The organism is Streptomyces cinereoruber, from assembly GCF_009299385.1.
In the GTDB taxonomy this organism is placed as follows: Bacteria; Actinomycetota; Actinomycetes; order Streptomycetales; family Streptomycetaceae; genus Streptomyces; species Streptomyces bikiniensis.
The window spans coordinates 5,775,921-5,801,378 of the sequence record NZ_CP023693.1 but is presented as its reverse complement, the minus strand read 5'-3'; the positions used below and the strand labels follow the sequence as shown (position 1 = coordinate 5,801,378).

Genomic DNA, 25,458 nt, shown 5'->3' with positions numbered 1-25,458 from the left:
GCCCGGAGGGCGTCGGGGGTCGGGGTTCGCCCGACCGCGCGCCCTCCGGGCCCGGTGCGCGCGGCTCAGCCGCGCAGCGGTCCCTCGCAGCTGTAGCCGGAGGTTCCCGCGCGTCCGCCGGTCCAGATGTCGACGGGACCGAAGGAGCAGTTCATGTCGGCCAGGTTGTTCGAGGCCGCGCCCGCCCGGTCGAGGAGGAAGTAGTCGACGGTCTCGGACATGTCCTTGAAGACCTGGTCCGCGCTGGCCGCGTTCGCGAGGTTGGCCGTGATGCGGCCGGTGCAGGTGAAGCGGCGTCCGCCGGGCGCGCCGGTCTCCGCGCAGACGGGGGTGTTGGAGGTCGCGGCGGCGAAGGAGGCGGCGACGTCGGAGACCCGGGAGTCCCGCAGCCGGTCGTTGGGCGTGAACGTGGTGACCGGCACGTACAGGCGGTCCACCTCGGCGATCCGGGCGTCGAGGAAGGCGTCGTAGCCGCGCTGGAGCGCCGTGTCGGAGCCGAGCCGCGCGCGCCAGGCGTCGTACGCGGAGACGTTGTTGCCGCGCAGGTGTCCGTACATCTCGCGCAGCAGGGACGGCTTCTCGGTCCAGAGGTACTCGAAGAGGGTGCCGGCGTAGGAGTAGAAGCGGAATCCGTCGCCGTCGTACGTGGCGTTGAGGATCTGGCGCACCGTCATGCGCGGTCCGCCGCCGGCCGTGTCGGAGATGACGCTGCTGACGAGCGACTTGCGGACGGCGACGCCGTTGTCGCGGGTGGCGCCGGCGAAGAACTCGGCCGTTCCCTCGTCCATGGCGGTGGTGCGGTCGTTCTGGTACCAGGGGCCCTCGCCGAAGAAGCCGGGCACCGCGAACCGGCCGTTCAGGTAGTGCGTGTACTCGTGCCGGAAGAGCTCTTCGAGGGTGAGCGTGGAGTCCTGCGGGACGCGCCGCTCGTAGGTGTAGAAGGTGGCGCCGCGCTCGATGTAGATGCCGCCGTTGTTGGTGTCCATCCCGGTCAGGATGGGGTGGTACTGCTCGTAGTCGGCGCGCGAGGCGTACAGGACGATGTTCAGGGTGGTGTTGGGGTCGCCGGCCAGGGGCTCCTGGGTGCCGAGGACCCGGTGGAACTGCGCCTTGACCCGCTTGCTGGCGTAGTAGAGCGTGTCGACGGTCGTGCGCGGGAGGCCGGTGCGGACCTTGATGGCCCCGTTGTCGTACGTGTAGGTGTACGGGAAGATCCGGCGCTCGATGTCCTCCTTGCAGACCCCGTAGGGGGCGCAGGCGTCGTAGAAGTTGAGCCAGGAGGCGAGCGAGGCCCACTGCGCGCTCGCGGTGCCGAAGGTGGTCTCGACGGGGCCGAGCAGGGCGCCGAGGTCGGCGACGACGCCCGTGCGCAGGCCGTCGACCTGGCCGAAGCGGCCGTACTCGCTCAGCGCGTCGCGGGCGACCCAGGCGTTGGCGGTCCCCTTGAGGTGTCCGTGGCCGGAGAAGGCCTTGAAGGCGGCGCGGTACGCGGGGTCGGCGGCGACGGCCGCGTGGAAGGCGGCGTCCCGGTTGCCCGGGTAGACGCCGAGGTAGTTGACGGAGAGGGCGGCGAGCGCGGCGTTCGCCCAGGCCGGGTCGAGGCGGGTCGCGGTGCGGTCGGCGCCCATGGTCGCCAGGACCTTGGGTATCAGGGCGAGTTGGTGCTGGCGCAGGCCGGGCGCGCTGGCCGCGTAGAGGGCTTCGCGGAGGGTGGCGGCGTTGGCCGGGGTGGCGTCGAAGGTGCGGGCGGCCGTGCCGTAGTCGGCGACGGCGCGGCGCACGGCGTCGACGGTCGGGGCGTCGGTGGTGTCGATCTCGTCGCGCGAGAAGTCGTGGTAGGCCACCGCGTGGAGGTAGGTGAACATCTCCTCCAGGTGGGTGGAGTTGCGTCCGTCGTGGCTCGCGGCGAGCGAGGAGGCGCGCCGGGCGACGGCCTGGACGTGGGCGTCGGACATGACCGGGGCGAGCCGGGTGTCCCAGGTCCATATGAGGTCGCGCAGACAGTCCTCGGCGGTCACGGCGGGGTCGGCGAGGAAGTCGGCGAACCGCTCGGGGGCCAGGCCGGTGACCCCGTCGAGGGTGCAGGGCGCGGCGGCGGCCCGCCGTTCGGCCTTGCGCGGTACGGCGCCGGTCTCGGCGGGCCCGGGTGTCCGGCCGGCGGCTGCGCCACCGGGGGCGGGTGCGGGGGCGGCGGCGGCCGGGGGCGCGACGGCGAGGCGGTCGACCTCGTCGTACGGGTGGGGACGCGCCTCGGCGGCGGGCGGCGCGCTTCCCGCGGTCGCGGCCTGACTGACGGTCTGCCCGAGCGGTACGAGCAGGCCGGCCGCCAGTACGGCGGCGAGCAGGGTGGTGCGCACGGATCTGTGCTGGGACACCGGAACTCCTGTGTCGGGAGGGGGATGTGGGGGTGGTTCCCAGTCAACTCGCTTGCCTGATCGCTGAGTTGACGTCGAGGGTAACTGCGGTGCGAGCAGTACCATAGTAATGTGAAATTGCACTGACAAGAGGTGGGCGGAAACCGGGCGAGATTCCTCCCCCGCCGCAGGCCGGCGCGGGCGCCGAGGAGCCGGCCGGCGGGGCCGGACGGCCCCGGCGCCTCCCGCGACCCGGCGGGGCCCGTCGGACCCTCGCGCCGCCGCGCCCCCCGCCACCCCGGATGATCGGGCACATGCTCGTCTCGTTCGTGTCCGTGCTCGCCCTGGCCGTGGTGCTCTTCTGCGCCGTCGCCCGTCCCTTCCGCCTGCCCGAGGCGGTCTTCGCGCTGCCCGCCGCCGGTGCCGTCCTCGCGGTGGGGGCGGTCACGCCCGACGCCGTGCGCGAGGAGGCCGAGCGGCTCGGGCCGGTGATCGGCTTCCTCGCGGCCGTCCTCGTCCTCGCCAAACTCTGCGACGACGAAGGCCTCTTCCACGCCTGCGGCGCCTGGATGGCCCGCTGGTCCCGCCGCCGGCCCCAGCGGCTGCTCGGCGCCGTCTTCGGCCTCGCCTCGCTGATCACCGCCGTACTGAGCCTGGACGCGACGGTCGTCCTGCTGACCCCGGTGGTCTTCGCGACGGCCGCCCGGATGGGCGCCCGCCCCAAACCCCACGTCTACGCGAGCGCCCACCTGTCGAACACGGCCTCGCTGCTGCTGCCCGTCTCGAACCTGACCAACCTGCTCGCCTTCACCGCCACCGGCCTCGGCTTCACCCGGTTCGCGCTCCTGATGCTGCTCCCCTGGCTCACCGCCGTCGCGGTCGAGTACGCGGTCTTCCGCCGCTTCTTCGCCCGCGACCTCGCCACCCCCGCCGAGGCCGCCGAGCCGCCGGAGCCCGTCGAACTCCCGCTCTTCGCCCTGGCCACCGTGGCCGCGACCCTCGCCGGCTTCGCCGTCGCCTCGGCCACCGGCGCGGACCCGGCCTGGGCGGCCGCGGCGGGCGCCGCCGTCCTCGCCGTACGGGCCCTGGCGCGCCGTCACACCACCCCGCGCGCCCTCGTCCGCTCGGCCTCGCTGCCCTTCCTCGCGTTCGTCCTGGCCCTGGGCGTCGTCGTCCGCGCCGTCGTCGACAACGGCCTCGGCACCATCCTCGCCCACCTCCTGCCCGACGGCACCTCGCTACCGGCCCTGCTCGGCGCCGCCGCGCTCGCCGCCGTCCTCGCCAACCTCATCAACAACCTGCCCGCGACCCTGGCCCTGGTGCCGCTGGCGGCCGGGTCAGGGCCCGGCGCGGTGCTCGCCGTCCTGATCGGCGTGAACATCGGCCCCAACCTCACGTACGCGGGCTCCCTCGCCACCCTCCTCTGGCGCCGCATCGCCCACCACCACCGCCATCCCGTGGACCTCGGGGAGTTCACCCGCCTCGGCCTGCTCACCGTCCCCGCCGCCCTGGTCGCCTCGACGGCGGCCCTGTGGCTCTCGCTGCTGGTCCTGGGCCCGTGACCGGTTCCCCACGGGCCCGGGAACTTCCGGCGGCACTGCTAAGTTCTACACGTACGTAGAAGTACGCAATCGACGTCTGGAGTGCTCATGGCCCTGTGGGACCGCATCAAGGAATCCGCATCGACGATGCAGACCCAGCTGGTGGCGAAGAAGAACGACCTGAAGAGCGGCGCGTTCCGGGACGCGAGCATGGCCATGTGCGCCCTCGTCGCCGCCGCCGACGGCACGATCGACCCCGCCGAGCGGCGCCGGGTCGCCCAGCTCATCGCGACCAACGAGGTGCTGCAGAACTTCGACGCGCTCGACCTCCAGCGCCGCTTCGACGCCAACCTGGACAAGCTCACCGCCGACTTCGACTTCGGCAAGGTCGGCGTCCTCCAGGAGATCGCCAAGGCGAAGAAGAAGCCGGCCGAGGCCCGCGCCGTCGTCCAGATCGGCATCGTCATCGGCGGCGCCGACGGCGACTTCGACAAGACGGAGCAGGCCGTGGTGCGCGAGGCGTGCTTCACCCTCGACCTGCCGCCGCACGAGTTCGACCTCTAGGGCCTGTCCGGCGGATCAGGGTCGGACAGGCCGCGGCGTCTGGTGCGGTGCCTCGCAAGGTGCCGTGCCGGGCGTCGCGGCCCCGGCCATGATCCGCCGGACAGGCCCTGGCCCCGGTGGGCCGGGGCCCGGCTACACCGACGTCGTGGCCGCGTGCAGGACGAGGTACAGCGTGACCGCCGAGTTGGCCGAGGACAGCGCCGACACCGTCGTGCCGAAGGCGGCGCCCCAGGCGGCCAGGCCGGCGGCCGTGCACACCGGCGGCCAGGCACGGCCCATCGGGGCCGGGCGCATCAGGGCCGCGACCCGCCGGGGCACCGGCCCCACCGCCGCCAGGGCCGGGAGCGTGGCGGCGGGCGCGCGCGGGGCGAGCAGCGCGGCCTTGCCGATCGCCCGGGCCACGGTGCGGCGGCTGCCGACCTCGGCCGCCGCCTCCTCGTCGGCCCAGCGCTCGGCGGTGTACGCGACGGCGGTCCGCAGCGGGCGCAGGAACGGGTTGGCCCGGGCCGCCAGGTGGACCGTGAGCAGGTGCCGGTGGTGACGCCCGTCCAGATGGGCCCGCTCGTGGGCGAAGAGCGCCCGGCGCTCGGCGGACCCGAGCCCGGCGAGCATGCCGGTGCTGACCACGACCCGCCCGCGGCCGTGCGCAAGCCCGCTCCCGCGACCGCCGGGGAGCGCGTACGCGTACGGGGTGCGGTCCGGCAGCACCGCGACGGACGTCGGCGGCAGTCCGGCGAGCGCGCCCACCGCCCGGCGGCGCACCCGCGCCTGCCGCCACGCGGCGACGGCGCAGGAGACCAGGACGGCGAGGAGCGCGGGGATCGCCGCCCGGCCCGCGATCTCGTCGTACGGGACGGCCGCGCGCACGTCGGGGTCCGACCAGCTGTCGGGGAGCGGGTTGCCGGGGAGCTGCGCGGTGCCCACGATCACGAGCAGGCCGAGGCAGAGCGTGCTGCACACGGCGGAGACACCGGCGACGGCGGCGAGCAGCCGGGTCGCGGTGCGGGGATGGAGCCGCTGTTCGGCGAGGCGGGCGACCGGCCACGCGGTCAGCGGAAGGACCAGGGGAAGGAAGACGAAGACTCCCATGACGGTCAGCCTTCCTCCTCCCCGGCCTCCGGGGAGGGGAGTTCGGCCTCCGGGGAGAGGAGTTCACGAAGGAGTCGCTCGTCGTTCGGCGAGAGTGCGGTCACGAAGCTGGCCAGGACCGCCTGGCGGTCCGCCTCCGCGTCCAGGACCTTCCGCATCCGCAGCGCGGCGAGCCCCGCCTCGTCCGCGACCGCCGTCCACCGGAAGGACCGGCCGTCGCGCTCGCGTTCCACGGCGCCCTTCGCCCGCAGGCGGGTCAGGATGGTGATCACGGTGGTGTAGGCGAGGCCGCCGCCGAGGCGTTCGCGCACCCAGGCCACGGGCACCGGCTCGGAGGCCTCGCGCAGGACGGCGAGCACCTGGGCCTCCAGCTCGCCCTGCCCGCGCCTGCGGGCCGAGGGCTCCGCCCCGTCGCCGCTCCGGTCCACCATGCCGCCACCCTTCCGCCGCCGCGCCCGGCGGTCCCTTCCGCCGCCCGCCCGGCCGGCAGACCATCGTACTGAGGGGGCGGGGGAACCGTACGCGGGGAGCCGTGCGTCCCGTGTCGTACCGGGGCGTCCCGACTCTCCCCGGCGGAAAGGAATTCGGGTAGCCTCGCAGAGATCGGAGAATTCGCCACCGCAATACCGGCGGGGCGTCACGGGGGCGTCAATGGGTACCGACACCCATGTTCCACCGGTCCACGCCATGGGACAATGGGGTACTTTCCCGACGCGGGAACATGATTTCACGGCTCGGCGCGAGGACGCGCACGCGAGAAACCGCGGGCGCGGAGGCGCGAGCCGATCACGGGGGCCGAGGGGGCACAGCGACATGGTTTGGTTTCTCGGATTCGGAATCGCCGGACTGGTCGTCCTGGCCCTCTCCCTGGTTTTCGACGGCGTCCTGGAAAGCATCGGCATCGGGGTGGACGGATTCCTGTCCCTCCCGGTGATCGCCGGTTTCGTCTCGGCCCTCGGATTCACCGGGGCCATCGCCACCGGCGCCACCGGTGCGGGCGTCGTCACCGCGACCGTCGTCGGGGCCGTGGCGGGCGCCCTGGTCGGCTGGCTGACCTGGCGGTTCAGCCGGGCCCTGCTCCGGGACGACGCGCCCGCGCCCCGGGGCGAGGATCTGACCGGGACGTCGGGCACGGTCGTCACGGCGATTCCGGCCGTCGGCTACGGCGAGGTCCTGCTGTATCTGGGCGGGCAGCCGGTGAAGTACGCGGCGAAGGCCGCCGCGCCGGTGGCCCGGGGCGCCGAGGTGTGGGTCGAGTCCGTCCTCTCCTCGACGTCGGTCACCGTCCGCCCCGTCGAACGCTGACCCGGGCCGTCTCCCTTTTTCGTTCCGCTTCTTTTTCACCCACGTTCCACTCAAGGGGATTTCGCCATGAGTCCTGTACTGACAGCGGTCCTCGGGATCGTCGTCCTCGTCGTTCTGCTCGGTCTCGTCGTCGTCACGCGCTACAAGGTCGCGGGCCCCAGCGAGGCGTTCATCATCACCGGCCGGCGCGGCAAGAAGGCCACCGATCCCGCCACCGGGCGCGTCTTCACCGACAACAGCGGCCAGAAGGTCGTGGTCGGCGGCGGCGTGTTCGTCGTGCCGTTCGTGCAGCAGAAGTTCACCCTCGACCTCTCCAGCCGGCACATCCCGGTCGCGGTGCGCGGCGCGGTGACCCTGCGCGGCGTGAAGGCGAACCTGGAGGGCGTCGCGATCGTCAAGGTCGGCGGCACCGAGGACTCCATCCGGGCGGCCGCGCAGCGCTTCCTGATGCAGCAGAACGGCATCGTCGGCTTCACCCAGGAGGTGCTGTCCGGGGCGCTGCGCTCCATCGTGGGCCGCATGTCGGTGGAGGACATCATCCGCGACCGCGCCGCGTTCGCCGGGCAGGTAGCCGAAGAGGCCGAGGCCAGCCTGTCCGGCCAGGGCCTGGTCCTGGACGCCTTCCAGATCCAGGACATCACCACCGAGGGCTCCTACCTCGAAGACCTCGGACGCCCCGAAGCCGCCCGCGCCAAGCAGGAGGCCGACATCGCCGAGGCCGTCGCCCGCCGTGCCGCCGAGCAGGCCCGGCTGAAGGCGGAGGAGGAGATCGCCGTCGCGCAGCGGACCCTCTACCTGAAGCAGGCCGAGATCAAGGCGCAGACCGACGAGGCCGCCGCCCAGGCCAACGCCGCCGGTCCGCTCGCCGAGGCCGCCCGCCAGCAGGACATCCTCACCGAGCAGGAGAAGGTCGCCGAGCGGCAGGCCGCGCTGACCGACCGCCAGCTCGACACCGAGGTCCGCAAGCCCGCCGACGCCGCCCGCTACCAGGCCGAGCAGGAGGCCGAGGCCCGCCGCATCGCCCTGGTCAAGCAGGCCGAGGCCGACGCCCAGCGCTCCCGCCTGACCGGTGAGGGCGAGAAGGCGCACCGCGCGGCCCTCGCCGACGCCGTACGGATCGAGGGCGAGGCCGAGGCCGCCGCCATCGCCGCGCGGGGCGCCGCCGAGGCCGAGGCCATGCGCAAGAAGGCCGACGCCTTCGCCCAGTACGGGGACGCGGCCGTCCTCCAGATGCTCGTCGAGGTCCTGCCGCAGGTCGTCGCCAAGGCGTCCGAGCCGCTGTCGGCCGTCGACAAGATGACCGTCATCTCCACCGACGGCGCGAGCCAGCTGTCCCGTACGGTCGCGGACAACGTCGCCCAGGGCGTCGAACTGCTCTCCGCCACCACCGGCGTCGACCTGGCGCAGCTGCTCCAGGGCATCACCCAGAAGCAGAAGCCGAGCGAGACGGAGCCGCGGAAGCCCCAGGGGACCCAGGGCGAGGCCGTCGAGATCACCGGCTGAGGGTCGGGCACGAGAGGAACGGGCACGAAAAGGCCCGGGGGACGCGTCCCCCGGGCCTTTCCCGTACCCACGACGTGGTGTCAGACGCGGCCGGAGGCCCCGCTGCCCGCCTCCACGTCACCGCTGTCGGCCTTCGAGAGGTCCGGGGCGGACCCCGCGAGCACCGCCCCGTCTCCCGCGGCCGGAGTCGTCGGCGTGCTCCGGCGACGGGCGACGTAGGCGGCGATCGGCTCGGTGAAGCGGGCGGTGAGCGGCCCGATCACGACGAGGACCAGGACGTAGGCGGTGGCGAAGGGCCCCATCTGCGGCTGGACGCCGGCGCTGACGGCCAGTCCGGCGATGACGATGGAGAACTCGCCGCGCGCGACCAGCGTGCCGCCGGCCCGCCAGCGGCCCTTGACCCCGATCCCGGCCCGGCGCGCGGCCCAGTAGCCGGTGGCTATCTTGGTCAGCGCGGTGACGATCGCCAGGGCGAGCGCCGGCAGGATGACCGGCGGGATGCTGGCGGGGTCGGTGTGCAGGCCGAAGAAGACGAAGAACACCGCGGCGAACAGGTCGCGCAGCGGGCTCAGGAGGGTGTGGGCGCCCTCCGCGACCTCGCCGGAGAGGGCGATGCCGACGAGGAACGCGCCGACGGCGGCGGAGACCTGGAGCTGCTGGGCGACACCGGCGACGAGCAGGGTCAGTCCGAGGACCACCAGGAGCAGCTTCTCGGGGTCGTCGCTGGAGACGAACCGGGAGATCAGGCGCCCGTACCGGAGGGCGAGGAAGAGCACGAGCCCGGCCACGCCCAGGGCGATCGCGAGCGTCACGCTGCCGGCGGCGAGGCCGACGCCGGCGAGCAGGGCCGTGACGATGGGCAGGTAGACGGCCATCGCCAGGTCTTCGAGGACCAGGATGCTGAGGATCACCGGGGTCTCGCGGTTGCCCAGGCGTCCCAGGTCGCCGAGGACCTTGGCGATGACCCCGGACGAGGAGATCCAGGTGACGCCCGCCAGGACGACGGCGGCGACCGGCCCCCAGCCGAGCAGCAGGGCGGCGACGGCGCCCGGCAGGGCGTTGAGGGTGAAGTCGACCAGCCCGGCCGGGTACTGGGTCTTGAGGTTGGAGACGAGGTCGCTCGCCGTGTACTCCAGGCCGAGCATCAGGAGCAGGAGGATGACCCCGATCTCGGCGCCGATGGCGACGAACTCCTCGCTGGCGCCGAGCGGCAGCAGGCCGCCGTTGCCGAAGGCGAGGCCCGCGAGGAGGTAGAGCGGGATCGGGGAGAAGCTGAACCGGGCCGCGAAGCGGCCGAGCAGGCCCAGCCCGAGGATGATGGCGCCGAACTCGATCAGAAAGACAGCGGAATGCACCCTCGCCTCACTCCTGTCCGAGAATCGCGGCCGCGGCGTCGACGCCCTCGCGGGTGCCGATCACGATGAGGGTGTCGCCGCCCGCGAGCCGGAAGGCCGGCGTCGGGGACGGGATCGCTCCGGAGCGGCGCAGTACGGCGACGACGGAGGCACCCGCCTCGGTGCGCATCCGGGTGTCGCCGAGCACGCGCCCGTTCCAGTACGAGTGCGCGGACAGTTCGATCCGCTCGGCGACGAGTCCCAGGTCCGTGGTGTGCAGGACGTTGGGGCTGTGGTGCGCGGGCATCAGCGCGTCGATCAGGGAGGCCGTCTCCCCCTCGGTGAGGTGGAGGGACTGGGCGCAGGCGTCGGGGTCGTCGGCCCGGTAGACGTTCACCGTCCGCGTTCCGTCGCGGTGCGCGATCACCGAGAGGTGCTGGTGCTCGCGCGTCGTGAAGTCGTACTGGACTCCGATTCCGGGCAGGGGTGTCGTTCTGGTCCGCGGGGCAGGCACTGGCCCGTCGCCTCCTGTCGTCGTGACCGGCCGCAGTCGGCCGGGGCCGGTCGCCGGCCTTTCGTGGAAAGGGATGCGCCACGGGGGGAACGGCGCCGTCCCGCGCCCCGCGGCCCCGTTATGGTGCCATCCGCGCGGAGACGCGGAACATGGGTGTCAGCACGGATGGACAGAACACCGACAAACCGGTCAGGATGAGGCGGGGACACGGGTCCCGCCGCGGGCCGGAGGGCACGCGGTGCGCACGGGGTGCGTGGTGGACGCCGGGTGCGCGGTGGACGCCGGGTGCGCGGCGAGTACCGGACGCGTGGTGCGGACCGGACGCGTGGCGGGCATCGGACACGTGACGGGTATCGAGCGGCCGGGCGACAGCGTCGGGCCCGGGGAGAGGCGGGACGGTGTCGCTGTACTGGCGCCTCTTCCTGCTGAACGCCGCGATCCTGGTCGTCGCCGTGCTGCTGCTCTTCGGCCCCGTCACGGTCTCCACCCCGGTCCTCGTCGGCGAGGCGTTCGTCCTCGTGGCCGGCCTGGTGGCGATGCTCGTGGCCAACGCCTTCCTGCTGCGGGTGGGCCTCGCGCCGCTCCAGCGCCTCACCCGGGTGATGCGGACGGCGGACCTGCTGCGGCCCGGCCGGCGCGCGGAGGTGGCGGGGCGGGGCGAGATCGCGGACCTGACCCGTACGTTCAACACGATGCTCGACCGGCTGGAGGCCGAGCGGGCTGCGAGCAGCGCCCGGGTGCTGTCCGCCCAGGAGGCCGAGCGCCGGCGGATCGCGCAGGAGCTGCACGACGAGGTGGGGCAGACCCTCACCGCCGTACTGCTCCAGCTGAAGCACTCCGCCGACCACGCCCCCGTCGACCTGCGGGCCGAGCTTCTCCAGGCGCAGGAGACCACCCGGGGCAGCCTGGACGAGATCCGGCGGATAGCGCGCCGGCTACGGCCGGGCGTCCTGGAGGAGCTGGGCCTGCACAGCGCGCTCAGGTCGCTGGCGTCGGAGTTCTCCACGCGCGGTCTGACGGTGCGGCCGCACATCGAGGCCGGTCTGCCGAAGCTCGACCACGAGACGGAGCTCGTGCTCTACCGGGTGGCACAGGAGGGCCTGACCAACACCGCCCGCCACTCCGGCGCGAGCCACGTCGACCTGCGGCTGCGGCTCCTGCCCGGGGGCGGGGTGGGCCTGCTCGTACGGGACGACGGCCGGGGCATCGGGGACGCGCCCGAGGGCGCCGGGCTGCGGGGCATGCGCGAGCGGGCCCTGCTGATCGGCGCGGAGCTGACGGTGCGCGACGGCCGGGGCGGCGGGACGGAGGTCCGCCTCGACACGACGGCCGCCACGGGGGCCCGCACCGAGGCGGAGAACGACCGGGAGAGGGGGGCGCCGTGACAGAGGGCACCTGCGGAGGGGGACGCCGTGACCGGCGGCGCGGGGAAGAGGGCCCGCACGACCGGCGGCGCGGGGAAGAGGGCTCGCGCGACGGGCGGTACGGGGAAGAAGGCGTCATGACGGGCGGCGCGAAGGAGAGTGCCATGGCCGGCGGCGCGAGGAAGAGGGTGTCATGACGGGAGCACTCCCGACCCGCATCCTGCTCGCGGACGACCACGCCCTGGTGCGCAACGGGGTGCGGCTGATCCTCGACGCCGAGCCGGACCTCACGGTCGTCGCCGAGGCCGCGGACGGGGCGGAGGCCGTCGCCCTGGCCCGCTCCGAGCGGATCGACCTGGCCGTCCTCGACATCTCCATGCCCCGCCGGACGGGGCTCCAGGCGGCCCGTGAACTCAGCCGCCTCCAGCCGGAGCTGAGGATCCTGATCCTCACGATGTACGACAACGAGCAGTACTTCTTCGAGGCCCTCAAGGCCGGGGCGAGCGGTTACGTCCTGAAGTCCGTGGCCGACCGCGACCTGGTGGAGGCGTGCCGGGCGGCGGTGCGCGACGAGCCGTTCATCTACCCCGGCGCCGAGACCGCCCTGATCCGCACCTACCTGGACCGGGCGGAGCAGGGCAGGCCGCTGCCCGACAAGGCGGTCACCGAACGCGAGGAGGAGATCCTGAAGCTCGTCGCGGAGGGGCACAGCTCGAAGGAGATCGCGGACCTCCTCGTCATCAGCCCCAAGACGGTCGAACGCCACCGGGCCAACCTCCTCCAGAAGCTGGGCATGCGCGACCGCCTCGAACTCACGCGGTACGCGATCCGGGTGGGCCTGATCGAGCCGTAGGGCGAGGGGCCCGGTCGGGCCCGTCAGACGCTGACGTGCAGGACGCAGATGTCGTCGCGGCGGGCGACCGGGTCCACGAGGGCGCCCAGGATGCCGTCCAGGGGACGCGGGCCGTCGCCGAGCCCGGCCACCGTGCGGGCCAGGTGGTCGAGGCCGTCGTCGAGGAGGACGCCCGGGGCCTCGACCAGGCCGTCGGTGAAGAAGAGCAGGTGGTCGCCGGGCAGCAGGCGGATGGCGGAGGAGTCGTAGCGGGGTGCGGTCGTGGCGCCCAGGAGGACGCCGCGGGGCGACGACAGGTACCGGGCCTCGCCGTCGCGCAGGAGCAGGGGCGGCAGGTGGCCGGCCTGCACCCAGGTGAGGATGCCGGAGGAGGGCTCGTACCGGCCCATGATCATCGTGGCGGTGCTGTAGGCACGGTCGGCGCTGTGCCACAGGAGGGTGTTGAGCCGGGCGAGGATCGTGGCGAGCGGGGTGCCGGTGATGGCCATGCCCTTGGCGGTGAAGCGGAGCTGGGCCATCGTGGCCACGGCGTCGAGCCCGTGGCCGGCGACGTCGCCGACGACGAGCAGGGCGCTGCCGTCGGGCAGTTCGATCGCGCTGTACCAGTCGCCCCCGACGTTGAGTCCCTGCTGGAGGGGTCGGTAGGCGACGTCGACGGTGAGGCCGGCCAGGCGCAGCGACTGCTGGGGAAGGGGCAGCAGGGCGTGCTGGAGCCGGGCGGCGAGGACGCGCTCGGCCGTCAGCGTCTCCTGCTGCGCGAGGGCGGCCCGCTCGCGTTCGAGGAGCTGCTCCTTGGTCCGCTTCACTGTGGTGAGGTCCTGGAAGAAGCCGTGGACCTCGACCGGCGAGCCGTGGGCGTCCGCCTCGGCCTCCGCGACGATCCGGAGGTGCCGGACCTCGCCGCGGGGGGTGGTGATGCGGAAGGTGTGGTCGATGGACCGCCCGTCCCCGAGGAGGCGGCGCACCTCGTCGCCCAGGGCGGGCAGGTCGTCGGCCAGGACGTGCCCGGGCAGCTCCTCCAGGGTCATGGGGCCGAGGGAGGGGTCGCGGGCGAAGATGTCGTAGACCTGTTCCGACCAGGTGATGACGTTCCGGACGAGGTCCCAGTTGGCCCAGCCCATGTTGCCCAGGCGCTGCATCACCTCCAGTCGGCGCTGCTCGCGCTCCCCGCTGTCGAGGCGCACCCAGGAGACGATCAGGCCGCCCTGACAGGGCGCGGCGCGGACGGCGAACCGGGAGAGGCGGGGGATGCCGGCGAGCACTTCTTCGTACGCGAAGGGTTCGCCCTCGTAGCGGACGCCGTCCGTGAGCGCTTCGAGGTAGCCGCGCCACAGGTCCGTGCCGAGCACGCTCGGGTACGTCTCCAGGACGCTGAGTCCCACCAGTTCCTTGCCCCTGCGGCCCCCGATGTCCAGGGCGTCGGGCGAGGCCGCCGCGACCCGGAAGTCCTCGGCCTCGCCGTCCGCCCCGTACAGCGGCACGAGGAAGATCGCCGAGCCGGGCAGTCCGTCGAGCATCTCCTGGATGGCGGACTCCGCCAGGGCGGGCGCGGGCGTGCCCGGGGCCGTCCCCGTCGGCTGCCGGCGGGCCACGTAGCGGCTCGACGAGAAGACGGAGCCCTCACCGGCGGCGCGGGAGAGCGCGGTGGCTCCTCCGAAGCCGCTGGTTCCCGGCTCGGGGACGTCCGGCTCGTCGCGGCTACCCGTCATGGAACGAGCATGCCACGAATGGCCTTGGGCACTCCCGGACGTCCCTCGTTCCGTCGCCCGGTTTCGGGGCCGCCTTCCGGAAGCGCGCCGACCTGTCCGACGGAAACCGGCCGAAGTCCTGCCCGCCCCCGGTGCGCGCCGCTACACGGCGGGGCCGGCCGGGGTGACCCATTCGACGAGCTGGACGACGATGCCGTTCGGGTCCGTCATCTGGAACAGCCGCTCGCCCCAGGGCTCTTCGCGCAGCGGCATCGTGATCGGCGCGCCGGCGTCGCGCAGCCGGCGCTCCTCGGCGTCGAGGCCGCTGACGGTGAGCGCCAGGATCAGGCCACCGGCCTGCCGGTCCCGCTGCTCGGGCGGGAGGACCTCGGCTCCGGTGCGGAGCAGCACGATGTCGGCGGCGGCGTCGGCCTCGCCCCGGGTGAGGGAGGCGAAGCCGTCGGCGGCCATGGCGACCTCGTAACCGAGGTGGGTGCAGAAGAACTCACGCGAGGCGTCCACATCGGCGACGGTGAGGGAGAGGGTCGTGGTGGTGACCTTCACGGCGGCTCCTTGAGGGGTGCGGAGGGACGGGGTGGGGGTGCCACGGTCGGGCGCTCTGCGCATCCGACGGAGGTACGTCCGACAAGGCCGTGCCCAGGAGAAGACGGGCTCCGATTCGGCGGCGGTGCCGGGCATGACGGGCTGCCGTTCCTCGCCGACGAGGGTTCATCCCGGCAACCGAACAGCACGGTGCGTGCCGTTCGGTTGATCATCTTGCTTACGGAGTCACCCTATGTCAATGGCACGGTGCGTGCCGTTAGGATCGGGCCCATGCCGAACACACCCCCGTCCCCACGACGCCGGGGCACCGCACGCACCGACGCACTGCTCCAGGTGACGCTCGAACTGGCGGCCGAGGTCGGATACGCGGGCCTGAGCATCGAGGCCATCGCGCGCCGGGCCGAGGTCGGAAAGCACACGATCTACCGGCGCTGGCCCTCCAAGGCGGCGCTGCTGATGGACGCGCTCCACCGCGTCTGGACGACGGACCTGGACCACCGCGACACCGGCGACGTCCACCACGACCTGCGCGAACAGTTCGTCCGCTCCGCCGCGGCCCTGTCCGAACCCCCGATCGGACCGGTCTACCGCGCCGTCATCGCCGAGGCCCAGTCCGACCCCGCCCTCCGCGCCGCCCTGGACGAGCGCTTCCTGCACACCGTCGAACAACGCACCCTGGACCGCATCGCCCTCGGCCAGCGCACCGGCGAACTGCGCGCCGACATGGACCTGACCTTCGCCACCGAGATCCTGTGCGGAGGCCTCTACTACCGCCACCTGCTCACGACCAGACCGGTCGACGAGACCGCGATCGACAACCTGCTGGACATGTTCATGCGCGCCTACGCCACCGACCCGCCCCCACCGGACCGGGGCTGACCAGGTGGTTTATCCCGTGCTCCCGCTCTCTCCGTGCATAGCGTTCCCTCCGTCGCGAAACGGCAGCCGCCCCTGCGGCTTCCGCAGCAACAGAAGGGAACACAAGGTGGGCGAGAAACCGGCAACGGTACGGATCGCGCGTTGGAGCGCCACACATCCGTGGTCCGCCATCGGCCTGCGGGCGCTCTTCGTCGCCCTGTGCCTCTTCCGTCGCCGCCGCGCGGAGGGCGGCCGGGGAACTCGCCGTGAGGATGAAGGCCCCGCCCGAGGTGGAAAGCGTCGGTACCGTCGTCCCCTCCCCCGACGGCAAGGCCCTGCTGCTCCCCCGTGACCATGGGGGCGACACCGAGGACGCCGACACGCGGGTCCAGCCGCTGCTCGACGCGAGCGAGGCTACCGAGAAGGCCCACGAGGGCATCAGGATCGACCAGGTCGGCACCGGATCGACCGCCAAGGGGCCCGGCGAGACCCTGGGCGAGGACTTCGAGAGGGCCGAGCCGATCAGCCTTCCGCTGACCCTGCTGATCCTGCTCGTCGTCTTCGGCGCGGTCATCGCCGCCGGCGTGCCGGTCCTGCTCGCCATGTCCTGGGTCGGCGCCGCGATCGGCTCGTCCTCCCTGGCCTTGCACGGCCTGCCCTCGACATGGAGCTGAAGCAGCCCGGCTCCGACGACCTGTCGCACGACATCCCGGTCGTCCGGGCGATGGACCGGCTGACCTCCGCCTTCCCCAGCGAGGGGACCGTGCACCAGGTGGCCGTGCGGGCCCCTGCCGAGCGGGCCGGCGAGGTCCGGGCGGCCCTCGAAACCCTGCCGAGCCGCACCGAGGGGCAGGAGCTGTTCGCCCACGACCGGACGCCCGCGATCCGCGCGTCGGCCGACGGGAGTGTGCACACCGTCGCCGTCGGCACACCGCACTCGCCGAAGAGCGACGGGGCGCGGGAGTCCCTCGAACTGCTGCGGGCATGGGTGCCCGAGGCGATCGCGCCCGTCCGGGGCGCCGAAGGCGCGGTCGGCGGCAAGGTCGCCCAGGGGGTCGACTTCACCGGCCACTTGAAGGACCGGATGCCCTGGGCGGTCGGCTTCGTCCTGCTGCTGACCTTCGTCACCACGGGCGCCGTCTTCCGCTCCCTCGCCGTGGCGCTCTCCGCGATCCTCCTCAACCTGCCGTCGGCGGCCGCCTCCTTCGGCGTGCTGGTCGCGGTCTTCCAGAACACCTGGGCGGAGGACCTGCTCGACTTCCACAGCTCCGGAGCGGTCGTCGCCTGGCTCCCGCTCTTCCTCTTCGTGGTCCTGTTCGGCCTCTCCATGGACTACCACGTGTTCGTCGTGAGCCGGATCCGGGAGGCCGCCCCCGACGGGGCGAACGTCCGCGACGCCGTCCGGGACGGCATCACCCGCTCCGCCGGCGTCGTGACCAGCGCGGCGATCGTCATGGTGGCCGTGTTCGCGGTCTTCGGCACGCTCAGCACGGTGGAGTTCAAGCAGTTGGGCGTGGGCCTGGCGGCGGCGATCCTGCTGGACGCCGTGGTGATCCGCGTCTTCGTCCTGCCGGTCCTGATGACGGCCCTCGGCCGCTGGAACCGGTGGCCGGGAAACCTCACCCCCGCCCGCCGAAGCCGCAATCGGGGCTGGGCGGTCCGCCCGACGGCCACCGGCCGTCCATGACGCCCCTCGCGCGTGCCCGGAGAAACCGGGGGCCGGCTCCCCGGCTGAGCCCGGCGAGCTCTCGGACGACCGGCACGGACGACCGGCGCGGACGGGCACACGGCGGACGCCGATGCCGTGCGACCGGTGCCTTCCGCTCTTTGTACGATGCGGTCGCTCGACAGACGTCCCCAGGGACCTTGCGGGCCGTCATGCCCCAGCGCCAGAGAAGACACCGCCCATGCACCGCCCGTCCGCCCCTTCCTCTTCTTCCTCCCCGCCGCCGGTTCCGGCGGCTCCCCGCACCCGGTGGTGGCAGACCGTCCGCGCCCGCGTCGGATTCTTCCTCGCCGTCCCCGTGCTGGGGCTGATCAGCCCGTATCTGGGATTCGCGGTGATGGTCGTCGCCGTCTTCCTGGTCTGGAAGGACGGTTCCTGGAGCCGGGGCACGAAGGTGGCCGCCACGGTGGTGGCGTTCGCGCTGCTCGGCTCGGTCGCCCCGGATCGACCCGAGGACGGGACCCGGGACACCGAGGCGCGACCGGACGGGAAAGCCGCGGTGGGCGCGGGCACGGGGAACACGGGCATGGTGGGCATCCCGGCCCGGACGACTCCGTCTCCGCCGCCCTCGCCGTCACCGACCGCCAGACCCCGCCCCGCGGCGAAGGACTACCGGGGGATGTCCCTGGACGACGCGCGGAAGGCTGCGGAGGCCGCTGGTTTCGGCGTGGACGAGCACGACGCGTCGGACCAGGACAAGAGCATCTGGATGCGGCTCAACTGGACCGTCTGCTTCCAGCGCACCGGCTGGACCTCGTCCGGCACGAAGACGATCGACTTCGGAGCGGTGAAGAAGGGCGCCCCGTGTCCTCGGGAGGACGGGGGCGCGATCCCGTGGCCGACGATGCCGAACCTGGTCTGGAAGACGTGGAGGACGGCGCACAAGGAGGTCGCCGCCCTCGGGACCGTACCGGCCGACCGCGTCATGGCGTCCACGGCGTACGTCAATGACCAGCTCCCCGACGAGGGGGAGTACGACGACTGGCGGGTGTGCGTGACCGACCCGGCGAAGGGCGAAGACGTCACCGTCGACCTGTGGGTGACACTCGAACTGACCCACCCGGACAACGGCTGCCCCGCTCCCGACCGGGAGGACGGCGATCGGCCGAGCCTGCCGGACCGGGACGACGACGGCGACCCCGACTACCGCGATCCGTTCCCCGGTGACCGGCACCGCAACAGCACTTTCCCGAACGGACTGCCGGGCGGGTCGGGTGGCTCGTCGGACGGCAACGGCAGCGGCGGAGGGTGGAACTGCCCCCGTACGCGCTGGTGCTGACGCGCCGACGACCCGCCGGGTCCAGGAGCACCCGGCGCCTGAGCCCAACGCCTCCGTATCCGTATCCGTATCCGTAAGGGAACTTCGAACAACCGGACAGGCGTACTCGATGTGGGCCAGGCGCGCGATGCCGAACAGCAGGAACGCCGCGGGGGGCAGCAGCCACCCGCGGGCGAGGGTGCCGCGCCGCACGGGCACGTACGAGAGGAGGAGACCGAGCGCGCCGAGGACGCACAGGAACACGGCGGCCGCGGCGATCCCTTCGATCGCGGCCGCGTCCCAGTCGCCCCCGGGCCGGATGAACAGGGCGCCGTATGCCAAGTAGCAGCCGAGCAGATCCACGAGGGCGAGCACGACCGTCCACGATCCGCGCGCCGCACCGGACACACGTCCTGCCTCACTCACTTGACGGCACCTCTCGCATTCTTGATCACCGAGCGGGCCGGACCGCCCATACATCGCACCGGGAGATCATCGCCACCGCCGCACCACCAGCTCGCGGGTGGTGCGGCGAAGATCCGACTCTTGTCTTCCCAGGCCCGAAGCCCTGACAAAGGAGTTGGGCGAGCACACATGACACCCGTCACGCACACCCGATAAACGGCAGGTCAGCGACCCTTCTCAGCGGGCTCCAGGATCGCCACGCACTCCACGTGATGCGTCATAGGAAACAGATCGAACGCCCTCAGCGTCCGCACCCGGTAGCCCCGCTCCCCGAAGTAGGCCAGGTCTCGGGCCAGGGCCGCCGGGTCGCAGGCGACGTAGGCGATGCGGCGGGCGCCGAGGGTCGTCAGGTGGTGGACCGTCTGCTTGCCGGCGCCGGCGCGCGGGGGGTCGAGGACGATGAGGTCGACCTCGGTGATGCCGGTGCGCGGGAGGACCGATTCGACCTTGCCCTGTTCGATGCGGACCCGCTCGAAGTGCTGCAGGTTGTGGCGGGCGTCTTCCACCGCGCGCTTGCCGGACTCGATGCCGAGGACCGCGCCCCGGTCGCCGACGCGGTCCGCGAGGGCGCCCGCGAAGAGGCCGACGCCGCAGTAGAGGTCGAGGGCCGTGTCGCCCTTGCGCGGCAGGAGGCCCTGCATGACGGCCTTCATCAGGGTGTCGGCGGCCTTCGGGTGGATCTGCCAGAAGCCGCCGCTGCCCACCCGGTGGGTGCGCTCGTCGGCGCGCTCGCGGACGAAGGCGCGGCCGTGGACGCGGTGGACCCCGCCGTCCTTCTCGTCCACCCGCATGACCGAGACCGGCTTGTCGAGCTCGACCAGGGGCAGGCGGGCGCCCGGGCGGGGGGTCAGGATGACCTGGCGGTCGTTCGAGCCCGAGGCGGCGATCGCCTCGACCGAGGCCATGCCCTCCCAGGTGCGCTTCTCGACGCCCAGCTCCGAGACGCCCTCCGCCGCGATCATGCAGTGGTCGATGGCCTCGACGTCGTGGGAGCGGTGCTTGCGCAGGCCCGCGCGGCCCTCGGGGTCGATCGCGTACTGGACGCGGGTGCGCCACTGCGGGACCTCGCCCGCGGGCAGCTTGTCGCCCTCGGCCGGCATGACCGTGCCGTCCCAGCCGGCCTCCTCCGGGGTGAGCCCGGCCAGCCGCTGGAGCTGCTCCGCGATCACCTCGCCCTTGAGGCGGCGCTGGGCGCCGGGCTTGGCATGCTGCCAGTCGCAGCCGCCGCACTTGCCGGGGCCGGCGAAGGGGCAGGGGGCCTCGACCCGGTCCTTGGACGGGTCGAGGATCTCGACCGCGTCGGCGCGCAGGAAGCGGGAGGTCTCCTCGCCCTCGGTGACGCGGGCGACGACCCGCTCCCCCGGCAGGGCGTGGCGGACGAAGAGGACCCGGCCGGCCTCCGTACGGGCGATGCAGTGGCCTCCGTGGGCGACCGGGCCGACCTCGACCTCGTACTCCTCCCCGACCAGCGACGAGACAGGGGTGTTCTGCATGGCGGGGAGCTCCAAAGGAAAGAGAGGCGGGCTGCCGTTCGGACGGCAGCCCACCAGTCTAGTTGTTCTTTCCGGCCGGTTCCCGCTGGCCCTTCTCCACCGGGCCCCGGCGGACCGCGCCCGGCGCGTTCCAGTCCTGGCGCTTCCTGGCCCGCTTCCGCGCGGCCTCGGAGGACCGGAGCTGGTACGGGACCGAGGTCACCATCACGCCCGGGGTGAAGAGCAGCCGGCCCTTGAGGCGCAGGGCGCTCTGGTTGTGCAGCAGGTGCTCGTACCAGTGGCCGACGACGTACTCGGGGATGTAGACGGAGACGGCGTCGCGCGGGCTCTCGCGGCGCAGGCTCTTGACGTACTCGATCACCGGGCGGGTGACCTCGCGGTACGGCGAGTCGAGGATCTTGAGCGGGACGTTGATGCCGCGCCGCTCCCACTCCTCCTTGAGCGCCTTCGTCTCGGCCGGGTCGACGTTGACGGTCAGCGCCTCCAGCTCGTTCGCGTGCATGAGCTTGGCGTAGGCCAGGGCGCGGAGGGTGGGCTTGTGGAGCTTGGAGACGAGGACGATGGAGCGGACCCGGGAGGGGCGCACGTACTCGTCGGGCCGCTCCTCGGCGGCGGCGATCTCCGCGGACACCGAGTCGTAGTGCCTGCGGATCGCGGTCATCGTTCCGTAGAAGATCACCATGCCGAGCAGGGCGACCCAGGCGCCGTGGGTGAACTTGGTGGCGAGGACGACGACCAGGACGAGGCCGGTGAAGAAGGCGCCGAAGGCGTTGATCGCGCGGGAGCGGATCATGTGGCGGCGCTTGGCGGGGTCCCGCTCGGTCCTCAGGTGCCGGTTCCAGTGCCGGACCATGCCGGTCTGGCTGAGGGTGAAGGAGACGAAGACGCCGACGATGTACAGCTGGATCAGCCGGGTCGAGTCGGCCTCGTAGAGCCAGACGAGGAGGATGGCGGCGCCGGCGAGGAGCACGATGCCGTTGGAGAAGGCGAGGCGGTCGCCGCGGGTGTGCAGCTGGCGCGGCAGGTAGCGGTCCTGGGCGAGGATCGAGCCGAGGAGCGGGAAGCCGTTGTACGCGGTGTTCGCGGCCAGGAAGAGGACGAGCGCGGTGGCGGCGGCGAGGACGACGAAGAGGAACGTCCCGTCGCCGAAGACGGCGGCCGCGACCTGCGAGATGACCGGGTGCTGGACGTAGTCCGGGCCGACCGGGACCCCGTTGTGGATCAGGTCGCTGGCGGGCTTCTCGGCCATCCGCACGTCGGTGGCCATGGCCAGGAAGATGATGCCGCAGAACATGGTGACGGCCAGGCCGCCCATGAGGGCGAGCGTGGTGGCGGCGTTCTTCGACTTGGGCTTGCGGAAGGCGGGGACGCCGTTGGAGATGGCCTCGACGCCGGTGAGGGCGGCGCAGCCGGAGGAGAAGGCGCGCAGCAGCAGGAAGACGAGGGCGAAGCCGGCCAGTCCCTGGTGCTCGGGCTTGATCTCGAAGTCGGCGGTGGGGGCCTTCATCGTGTCGCCGAGGACGATGCCCCGGTATGCGCCCCAGGCGATCATCAGGAAGACGCCGGTGACGAAGACGTACGTCGGGATGGCGAAGAGGGTGCCGGACTCCTTCACCCCGCGCAGGTTCATCAGGGTGAGCAGCACGATGACGGCGACCGCGCAGGCGACCTTGTGCTCGACGACGAAGGGGATCGCCGAGCCGAGGTTCTCGATGCCCGAGGAGATGGAGACGGCGACGGTCAGGACGTAGTCGACGAGCAGGGCGCTCGCCACGGTGAGTCCGGCCTTCGGCCCGAGGTTGGTGTTGGCGACCTCGTAGTCGCCGCCGCCGCTCGGGTAGGCGTGCACGTTCTGCCGGTAGGAGGCGACGACCGTGAACATCAGGACGACGACCGCGAGCGCGATCCAGGGGCTGAAGTGGTAGGCCGACAGACCTGCTGCGGAGAGGACGAGGAGGACCTCGCCGGGTGCGTACGCCACCGAGGAGAGCGGATCGGAGGCGAAGACGGGGAGGGCGATCCGCTTCGGGAGGAGCGTTTCTCCGAGCTTGTCGCTGCGCAGGGCCCGCCCGATCAGGATCCGTTTGGGCACGTCGGTCAGTTTGGACACGGAGAGGATCGTAAGCGTTCGAAAAGAGCCGAGTTCACCGCGACCCCCTTGTCCTCACGGATCCATACGGAATCTTTCCGCCCACCACCTCGGATGCGGTCCCCGTCGGTGTTGCCGCTTAAGCTCGGAGCGGGCGACCCGGCAGGGCGTCGCCCGCCGCGGCCCGGGCGGATCGGGCGAGGAAAGTTGTGAGCAGGTTGTTTTCGCAGGTCAGCAAGGCGATCAGGAGTGCGGGGTAAGGGGACGTGCACATCGTCATCATGGGCTGCGGGCGAGTGGGAGCCGCTCTCGCGCAGACCCTCGAACAGCAGGGGCACACGGTCGCGGTCGTGGACCAGGACCCGACGGCCTTCCGTCGCCTGGGGTCGGGTTTCGGCGGTCGGCGCGTCACGGGCGTGGGGTTCGACCAGGACACGCTGCGCGAGGCCGGGATCGAGGACGCCGGGGCCTTCGCCGCGGTGAGCAGCGGTGACAACTCGAACATCATCGCGGCGCGGGTCGCGCGCGAGATGTTCGGCATCGAGAACGTGGCGGCGCGCATCTACGACCCGCGCCGCGCCGAGGTCTACCAGCGCCTGGGCATCCCGACGGTCGCGACGGTCCGCTGGACCGCCGACCAGATGCTGCGGCGGCTGCTGCCCTCGGGCGCGGAGCCGCTGTGGACGGACCCGAGCGGCGGCGTGCAGCTCGCCGAGGTGCACACCTCGCCGGCCTGGATCGGCCACAAGATCAGCCGGCTCCAGGACGAGACGGGGGTGCGCGTGGCGTTCCTGACCCGGCTCGGCGAGGCCGTCATCCCCTCCTCGCAGACGGTGCTCCAGGAGGGCGACCTGGTGCACGTGATGATGCGTACGGACGAGATCGCGAAGGTCGAGGAGGCCTTCGCCGAGGGTCCCGAGGAGGGTGGTCACTGATGCGTGTCGCCATTGCGGGCGCGGGTGCGGTGGGCCGTTCCATCGCGGGCGAGCTCCTGGAGAACGGGCACGAGGTGCTCCTCGTCGACAAGGCGCCGACCGCCATCTCGGTGGAGCGGGTGCCGCAGGCGGAGTGGCTGCTCGCCGACGCCTGCGAGATCACCTCTTTGGACGAGGCGGCGCTCCAGCGCTGCAACGTGGTGATCGCGGCGACCGGCGACGACAAGGTGAACCTGGTCGTCTCGCTGCTCGCCAAGACCGAGTACGGCGTGCCGCGGGTGGTCGCCCGGGTGAACAACCCGAAGAACGAGTGGCTGTTCAACGAGGCGTGGGGCGTGGACGTGGCCGTCTCGACGCCGCGTCTGATGTCGGCCCTGGTGGAGGAGGCGGTGAGCGTCGGCGACCTGGTCCGGCTGCTGCGCTTCAGCCACGGCGACGCGAACCTGGTCGAGCTGACGCTTCCGCCGGAGTCGGCCGTCGCCGGCACCTCGGTCGGGGACGTGGACTGGCCGCAGGACACCTCGCTCGTGACGATCATCCGCGGCTCGCGGGTGCTCACGCCGAGCCCCGAGGAGACCCTGGAGGCCGGTGACGAGCTGCTGTTCGTGGCCGCGCAGGCCCGTGAGGAGCAGTTGGAGGACCTGTTGCAGGTGCGTCGCGAGACGCCCTGACGGCGGGCTGTCGTACGGAAGGGGCCCGGACCTGTTCATCAGGTCCGGGCCCTTCTCCGTGCATGCGGTGTACGTCCCTGGGGCCGGGCGGCCCCGGGTCTCAGGCCCCGGGTCTCAGACCTCCGGCCGGCTCTCGGCCGCGGCCGCCTCCTTGCGGGCCTTCTCCGCGCGCTCCTCCGCCTCCATCTCGGCGAAGACGTCGATCGGCGGCGGGGCCTTCGCCAGGAACACCCAGGTCAGATAGACCGCGAGCAGGAACGGCGGGATCTTCAGTGCGACCGAGACCCAGCCGAACCGGGTCGGGTCGGCCCAGAAGTACAGCGGGAAGAGGATCGCGCACTTGCCGAGCAGGATCAGGCCCCAGGCCCAGCTGGCCTTGGTGTACGCCTTCTTGCGGCCCGGGTTGCGGGTGCGCCAGGAGAGGTTCTCCTTGAAGACCGGGCCGAGGATCAGGCCGATCAGGGGCACTCCGGCCATGGCCGTGACGATGTACGCGAGGGCGAGGCCCAGCGTGTACAGCATGCCCGGCAGGTAGAAGTCCTTGGCGTTGCCCGTCATCATCGCGAAGACCACGCCGAAGCCGACGCCGAAGACGCCGCTGAAGGCGTGCTTGACGGTGTCGCGGCGGATCAGCCGGACGACGACGAGGACGAGGGAGACCGCGACCGCGGCGATCGCCGAGGCGTACAGGTTCTTGTTGATCGTGAAGATCGTGACGAACAGCAGGCCCGGCACGACCGTCTCGACCATGCCCCGCAGACCGCCGAAGGCCTCGAACAGCGCGGCCTCGGTGGCCTCCTTCGAGGCGCGGGCGTCCTGGTCGCCCTGGTCCGTGCTGGTCGGCTTGTCGAGGGACGTCACCGGCTACTCCTGTCCGAGCGGTCGGAGCTCGTATTTGGGGTTGAAGAGGACCCGCCGTCCGTGGCTCATGGAGATCCGGCCGGAGGCGATCAGCCTGCGGCCGGGCTCGATTCCCACGATGGAGCGGCGGCCGAGCCAGACGACGTCGAGCGGCGCCGTGCCGTCGAAGAGCTCGGCCTCAAGAGCGGGCACGCCGGCCCGGGGGCGCAGCGTGACCGTGCGCAAGGTACCAGTCACCTTGACTATCTGGCGGTCGGAGCAGTCGGAGATACGCGTGCAGCCCGACGCCTCGGCGTCCTCCTGGAGTTCTTCGGACTCCAGGTCCTCGACGGAGGAGGAGAGCCGGTCGAGCATCCGGCGGAACCTTCCGGCCGGCTTCTCTGTACGCGGTGCAGCACTCATACAGAAAGCGTACCGGCCGCCGCCGTC

Annotated in this window: 23 protein-coding genes; 12 read left to right on the top strand and 11 right to left on the bottom strand. The window is 72.4% G+C overall.

All coding sequences use genetic code 11. The annotated features are described in order from the left end of the window. Positions 1-65 precede the first annotated feature (65 nt). Complete coding sequence (locus CP977_RS26205; protein WP_229991683.1) at positions 66-2,375, bottom strand: collagenase; 2,310 nt, start codon at positions 2,373-2,375, stop codon at positions 66-68. A 293-nt stretch (positions 2,376-2,668) separates the two neighbouring features. Between CP977_RS26205 and CP977_RS26200 the strand changes: the two genes are divergently transcribed. Together CP977_RS26200 and CP977_RS26195 are read left to right on the top strand one after the other, a co-directional pair. Then, positions 2,669-3,916: an SLC13 family permease gene (locus CP977_RS26200; RefSeq protein ID WP_152370905.1), complete on the top strand. Its 1,248-nt coding sequence runs from the start codon at positions 2,669-2,671 to the stop codon at positions 3,914-3,916. An 87-nt stretch (positions 3,917-4,003) separates the two neighbouring features. After that, positions 4,004-4,459: a tellurite resistance TerB family protein gene (locus tag CP977_RS26195; RefSeq protein WP_062751798.1), complete on the top strand. Its 456-nt coding sequence runs from the start codon at positions 4,004-4,006 to the stop codon at positions 4,457-4,459. A 132-nt stretch (positions 4,460-4,591) separates the two neighbouring features. On the opposite strand, the gene CP977_RS26190 is transcribed toward CP977_RS26195, so the two are convergent. Beyond that, the gene (locus CP977_RS26190) at positions 4,592-5,548 is read right to left on the bottom strand and encodes a M56 family metallopeptidase (RefSeq protein ID WP_152370904.1); all 957 of its coding nucleotides are present in this window, start codon (positions 5,546-5,548) and stop codon (positions 4,592-4,594) included. A 5-nt stretch (positions 5,549-5,553) separates the two neighbouring features. Then, complete coding sequence (locus tag CP977_RS26185; protein ID WP_062751800.1) at positions 5,554-5,979, bottom strand: BlaI/MecI/CopY family transcriptional regulator; 426 nt, start codon at positions 5,977-5,979, stop codon at positions 5,554-5,556. 382 nt (positions 5,980-6,361) lie between these two features. Here CP977_RS26185 and CP977_RS26180 point away from each other — a divergent pair, with 382 nt between their 5' ends. Beyond that, the gene (locus CP977_RS26180) at positions 6,362-6,853 is read left to right on the top strand and encodes a hypothetical protein (RefSeq protein ID WP_062751801.1); all 492 of its coding nucleotides are present in this window, start codon (positions 6,362-6,364) and stop codon (positions 6,851-6,853) included. A gap of 66 nt (positions 6,854-6,919) precedes the next feature. Next, positions 6,920-8,356: a flotillin family protein gene (locus CP977_RS26175; protein ID WP_109184195.1), complete on the top strand. Its 1,437-nt coding sequence runs from the start codon at positions 6,920-6,922 to the stop codon at positions 8,354-8,356. An 80-nt stretch (positions 8,357-8,436) separates the two neighbouring features. Here CP977_RS26175 and CP977_RS26170 read toward each other — a convergent pair whose 3' ends face one another. Both CP977_RS26170 and CP977_RS26165 read right to left on the bottom strand, forming a co-directional pair. Further along, entirely contained in the window at positions 8,437-9,711 is a 1,275-nt protein-coding gene (locus CP977_RS26170) for a cation:proton antiporter (protein WP_079130991.1), read from the bottom strand. A 7-nt stretch (positions 9,712-9,718) separates the two neighbouring features. Further along, a complete protein-coding gene (locus CP977_RS26165) occupies positions 9,719-10,204 on the bottom strand; it encodes a cation:proton antiporter regulatory subunit (protein ID WP_062751803.1) in 486 nt (161 codons plus the stop codon). 398 nt (positions 10,205-10,602) lie between these two features. On the opposite strand from CP977_RS26165, the gene CP977_RS26160 reads away from it, so the two are divergent. Both CP977_RS26160 and CP977_RS26155 read left to right on the top strand, forming a co-directional pair. Beyond that, entirely contained in the window at positions 10,603-11,589 is a 987-nt protein-coding gene (locus CP977_RS26160) for a sensor histidine kinase (protein ID WP_104860374.1), read from the top strand. A gap of 172 nt (positions 11,590-11,761) precedes the next feature. Then, positions 11,762-12,421: a response regulator gene (locus CP977_RS26155; RefSeq protein ID WP_062751804.1), complete on the top strand. Its 660-nt coding sequence runs from the start codon at positions 11,762-11,764 to the stop codon at positions 12,419-12,421. A gap of 23 nt (positions 12,422-12,444) precedes the next feature. Here CP977_RS26155 and CP977_RS26150 read toward each other — a convergent pair whose 3' ends face one another. Together CP977_RS26150 and CP977_RS26145 are read right to left on the bottom strand one after the other, a co-directional pair. Further along, entirely contained in the window at positions 12,445-14,130 is a 1,686-nt protein-coding gene (locus CP977_RS26150; RefSeq protein WP_152370903.1) for a PP2C family protein-serine/threonine phosphatase, read from the bottom strand. Positions 14,131-14,271: 141 nt separating this feature from the next. Continuing rightward, positions 14,272-14,673, bottom strand: coding sequence for a VOC family protein (locus CP977_RS26145; RefSeq protein ID WP_062751805.1), 402 nt, complete (start codon positions 14,671-14,673; stop codon positions 14,272-14,274). A 270-nt stretch (positions 14,674-14,943) separates the two neighbouring features. Here CP977_RS26145 and CP977_RS26140 point away from each other — a divergent pair, with 270 nt between their 5' ends. The 4 genes from CP977_RS26140 to CP977_RS26130 all read left to right on the top strand — a co-directional run bounded on the left by CP977_RS26140 (position 14,944) and on the right by CP977_RS26130 (position 18,536). After that, a complete protein-coding gene (locus CP977_RS26140) occupies positions 14,944-15,552 on the top strand; it encodes a TetR/AcrR family transcriptional regulator (RefSeq protein ID WP_152370902.1) in 609 nt (202 codons plus the stop codon). 251 nt (positions 15,553-15,803) lie between these two features. Beyond that, positions 15,804-16,205 carry an MMPL family transporter gene (locus tag CP977_RS34490; RefSeq protein WP_229991695.1) on the top strand — a complete coding sequence of 134 codons (402 nt, stop codon included), beginning with the start codon at positions 15,804-15,806 and terminating at the stop codon, positions 16,203-16,205. Further along, a complete protein-coding gene (locus CP977_RS26135) occupies positions 16,196-17,218 on the top strand; it encodes an MMPL family transporter (protein WP_208421221.1) in 1,023 nt (340 codons plus the stop codon). The genes CP977_RS34490 and CP977_RS26135 overlap by 10 nt, the downstream gene beginning before the upstream one ends. A gap of 220 nt (positions 17,219-17,438) precedes the next feature. Next, entirely contained in the window at positions 17,439-18,536 is a 1,098-nt protein-coding gene (locus tag CP977_RS26130) for a PASTA domain-containing protein (protein ID WP_152370901.1), read from the top strand. Between the two features lie 608 nt (positions 18,537-19,144). On the opposite strand, the gene CP977_RS26125 is transcribed toward CP977_RS26130, so the two are convergent. Continuing rightward, the gene (locus CP977_RS26125) at positions 19,145-20,473 is read right to left on the bottom strand and encodes a class I SAM-dependent RNA methyltransferase (RefSeq protein ID WP_152370900.1); all 1,329 of its coding nucleotides are present in this window, start codon (positions 20,471-20,473) and stop codon (positions 19,145-19,147) included. A gap of 58 nt (positions 20,474-20,531) precedes the next feature. Further along, positions 20,532-22,583, bottom strand: a complete 2,052-nt coding sequence (locus CP977_RS26120) for an APC family permease (protein ID WP_152370899.1) — start codon at positions 22,581-22,583, stop codon at positions 20,532-20,534. 245 nt (positions 22,584-22,828) lie between these two features. Here CP977_RS26120 and CP977_RS26115 point away from each other — a divergent pair, with 245 nt between their 5' ends. Together CP977_RS26115 and CP977_RS26110 are read left to right on the top strand one after the other, a co-directional pair. Further along, positions 22,829-23,497 carry a potassium channel family protein gene (locus CP977_RS26115; protein WP_030211255.1) on the top strand — a complete coding sequence of 223 codons (669 nt, stop codon included), beginning with the start codon at positions 22,829-22,831 and terminating at the stop codon, positions 23,495-23,497. Further along, a complete protein-coding gene (locus CP977_RS26110) occupies positions 23,497-24,168 on the top strand; it encodes a potassium channel family protein (protein ID WP_030211251.1) in 672 nt (223 codons plus the stop codon). Before CP977_RS26115 ends, CP977_RS26110 begins: the two co-directional genes overlap by 1 nt. A gap of 114 nt (positions 24,169-24,282) precedes the next feature. Here CP977_RS26110 and CP977_RS26105 read toward each other — a convergent pair whose 3' ends face one another. Both CP977_RS26105 and CP977_RS26100 read right to left on the bottom strand, forming a co-directional pair. Beyond that, entirely contained in the window at positions 24,283-25,029 is a 747-nt protein-coding gene (locus CP977_RS26105; RefSeq protein ID WP_062751817.1) for a DUF3159 domain-containing protein, read from the bottom strand. A 3-nt stretch (positions 25,030-25,032) separates the two neighbouring features. Beyond that, positions 25,033-25,431, bottom strand: coding sequence for an OB-fold nucleic acid binding domain-containing protein (locus CP977_RS26100; protein WP_167308974.1), 399 nt, complete (start codon positions 25,429-25,431; stop codon positions 25,033-25,035). Between the last annotated feature and the right edge of the window lie 27 nt (positions 25,432-25,458).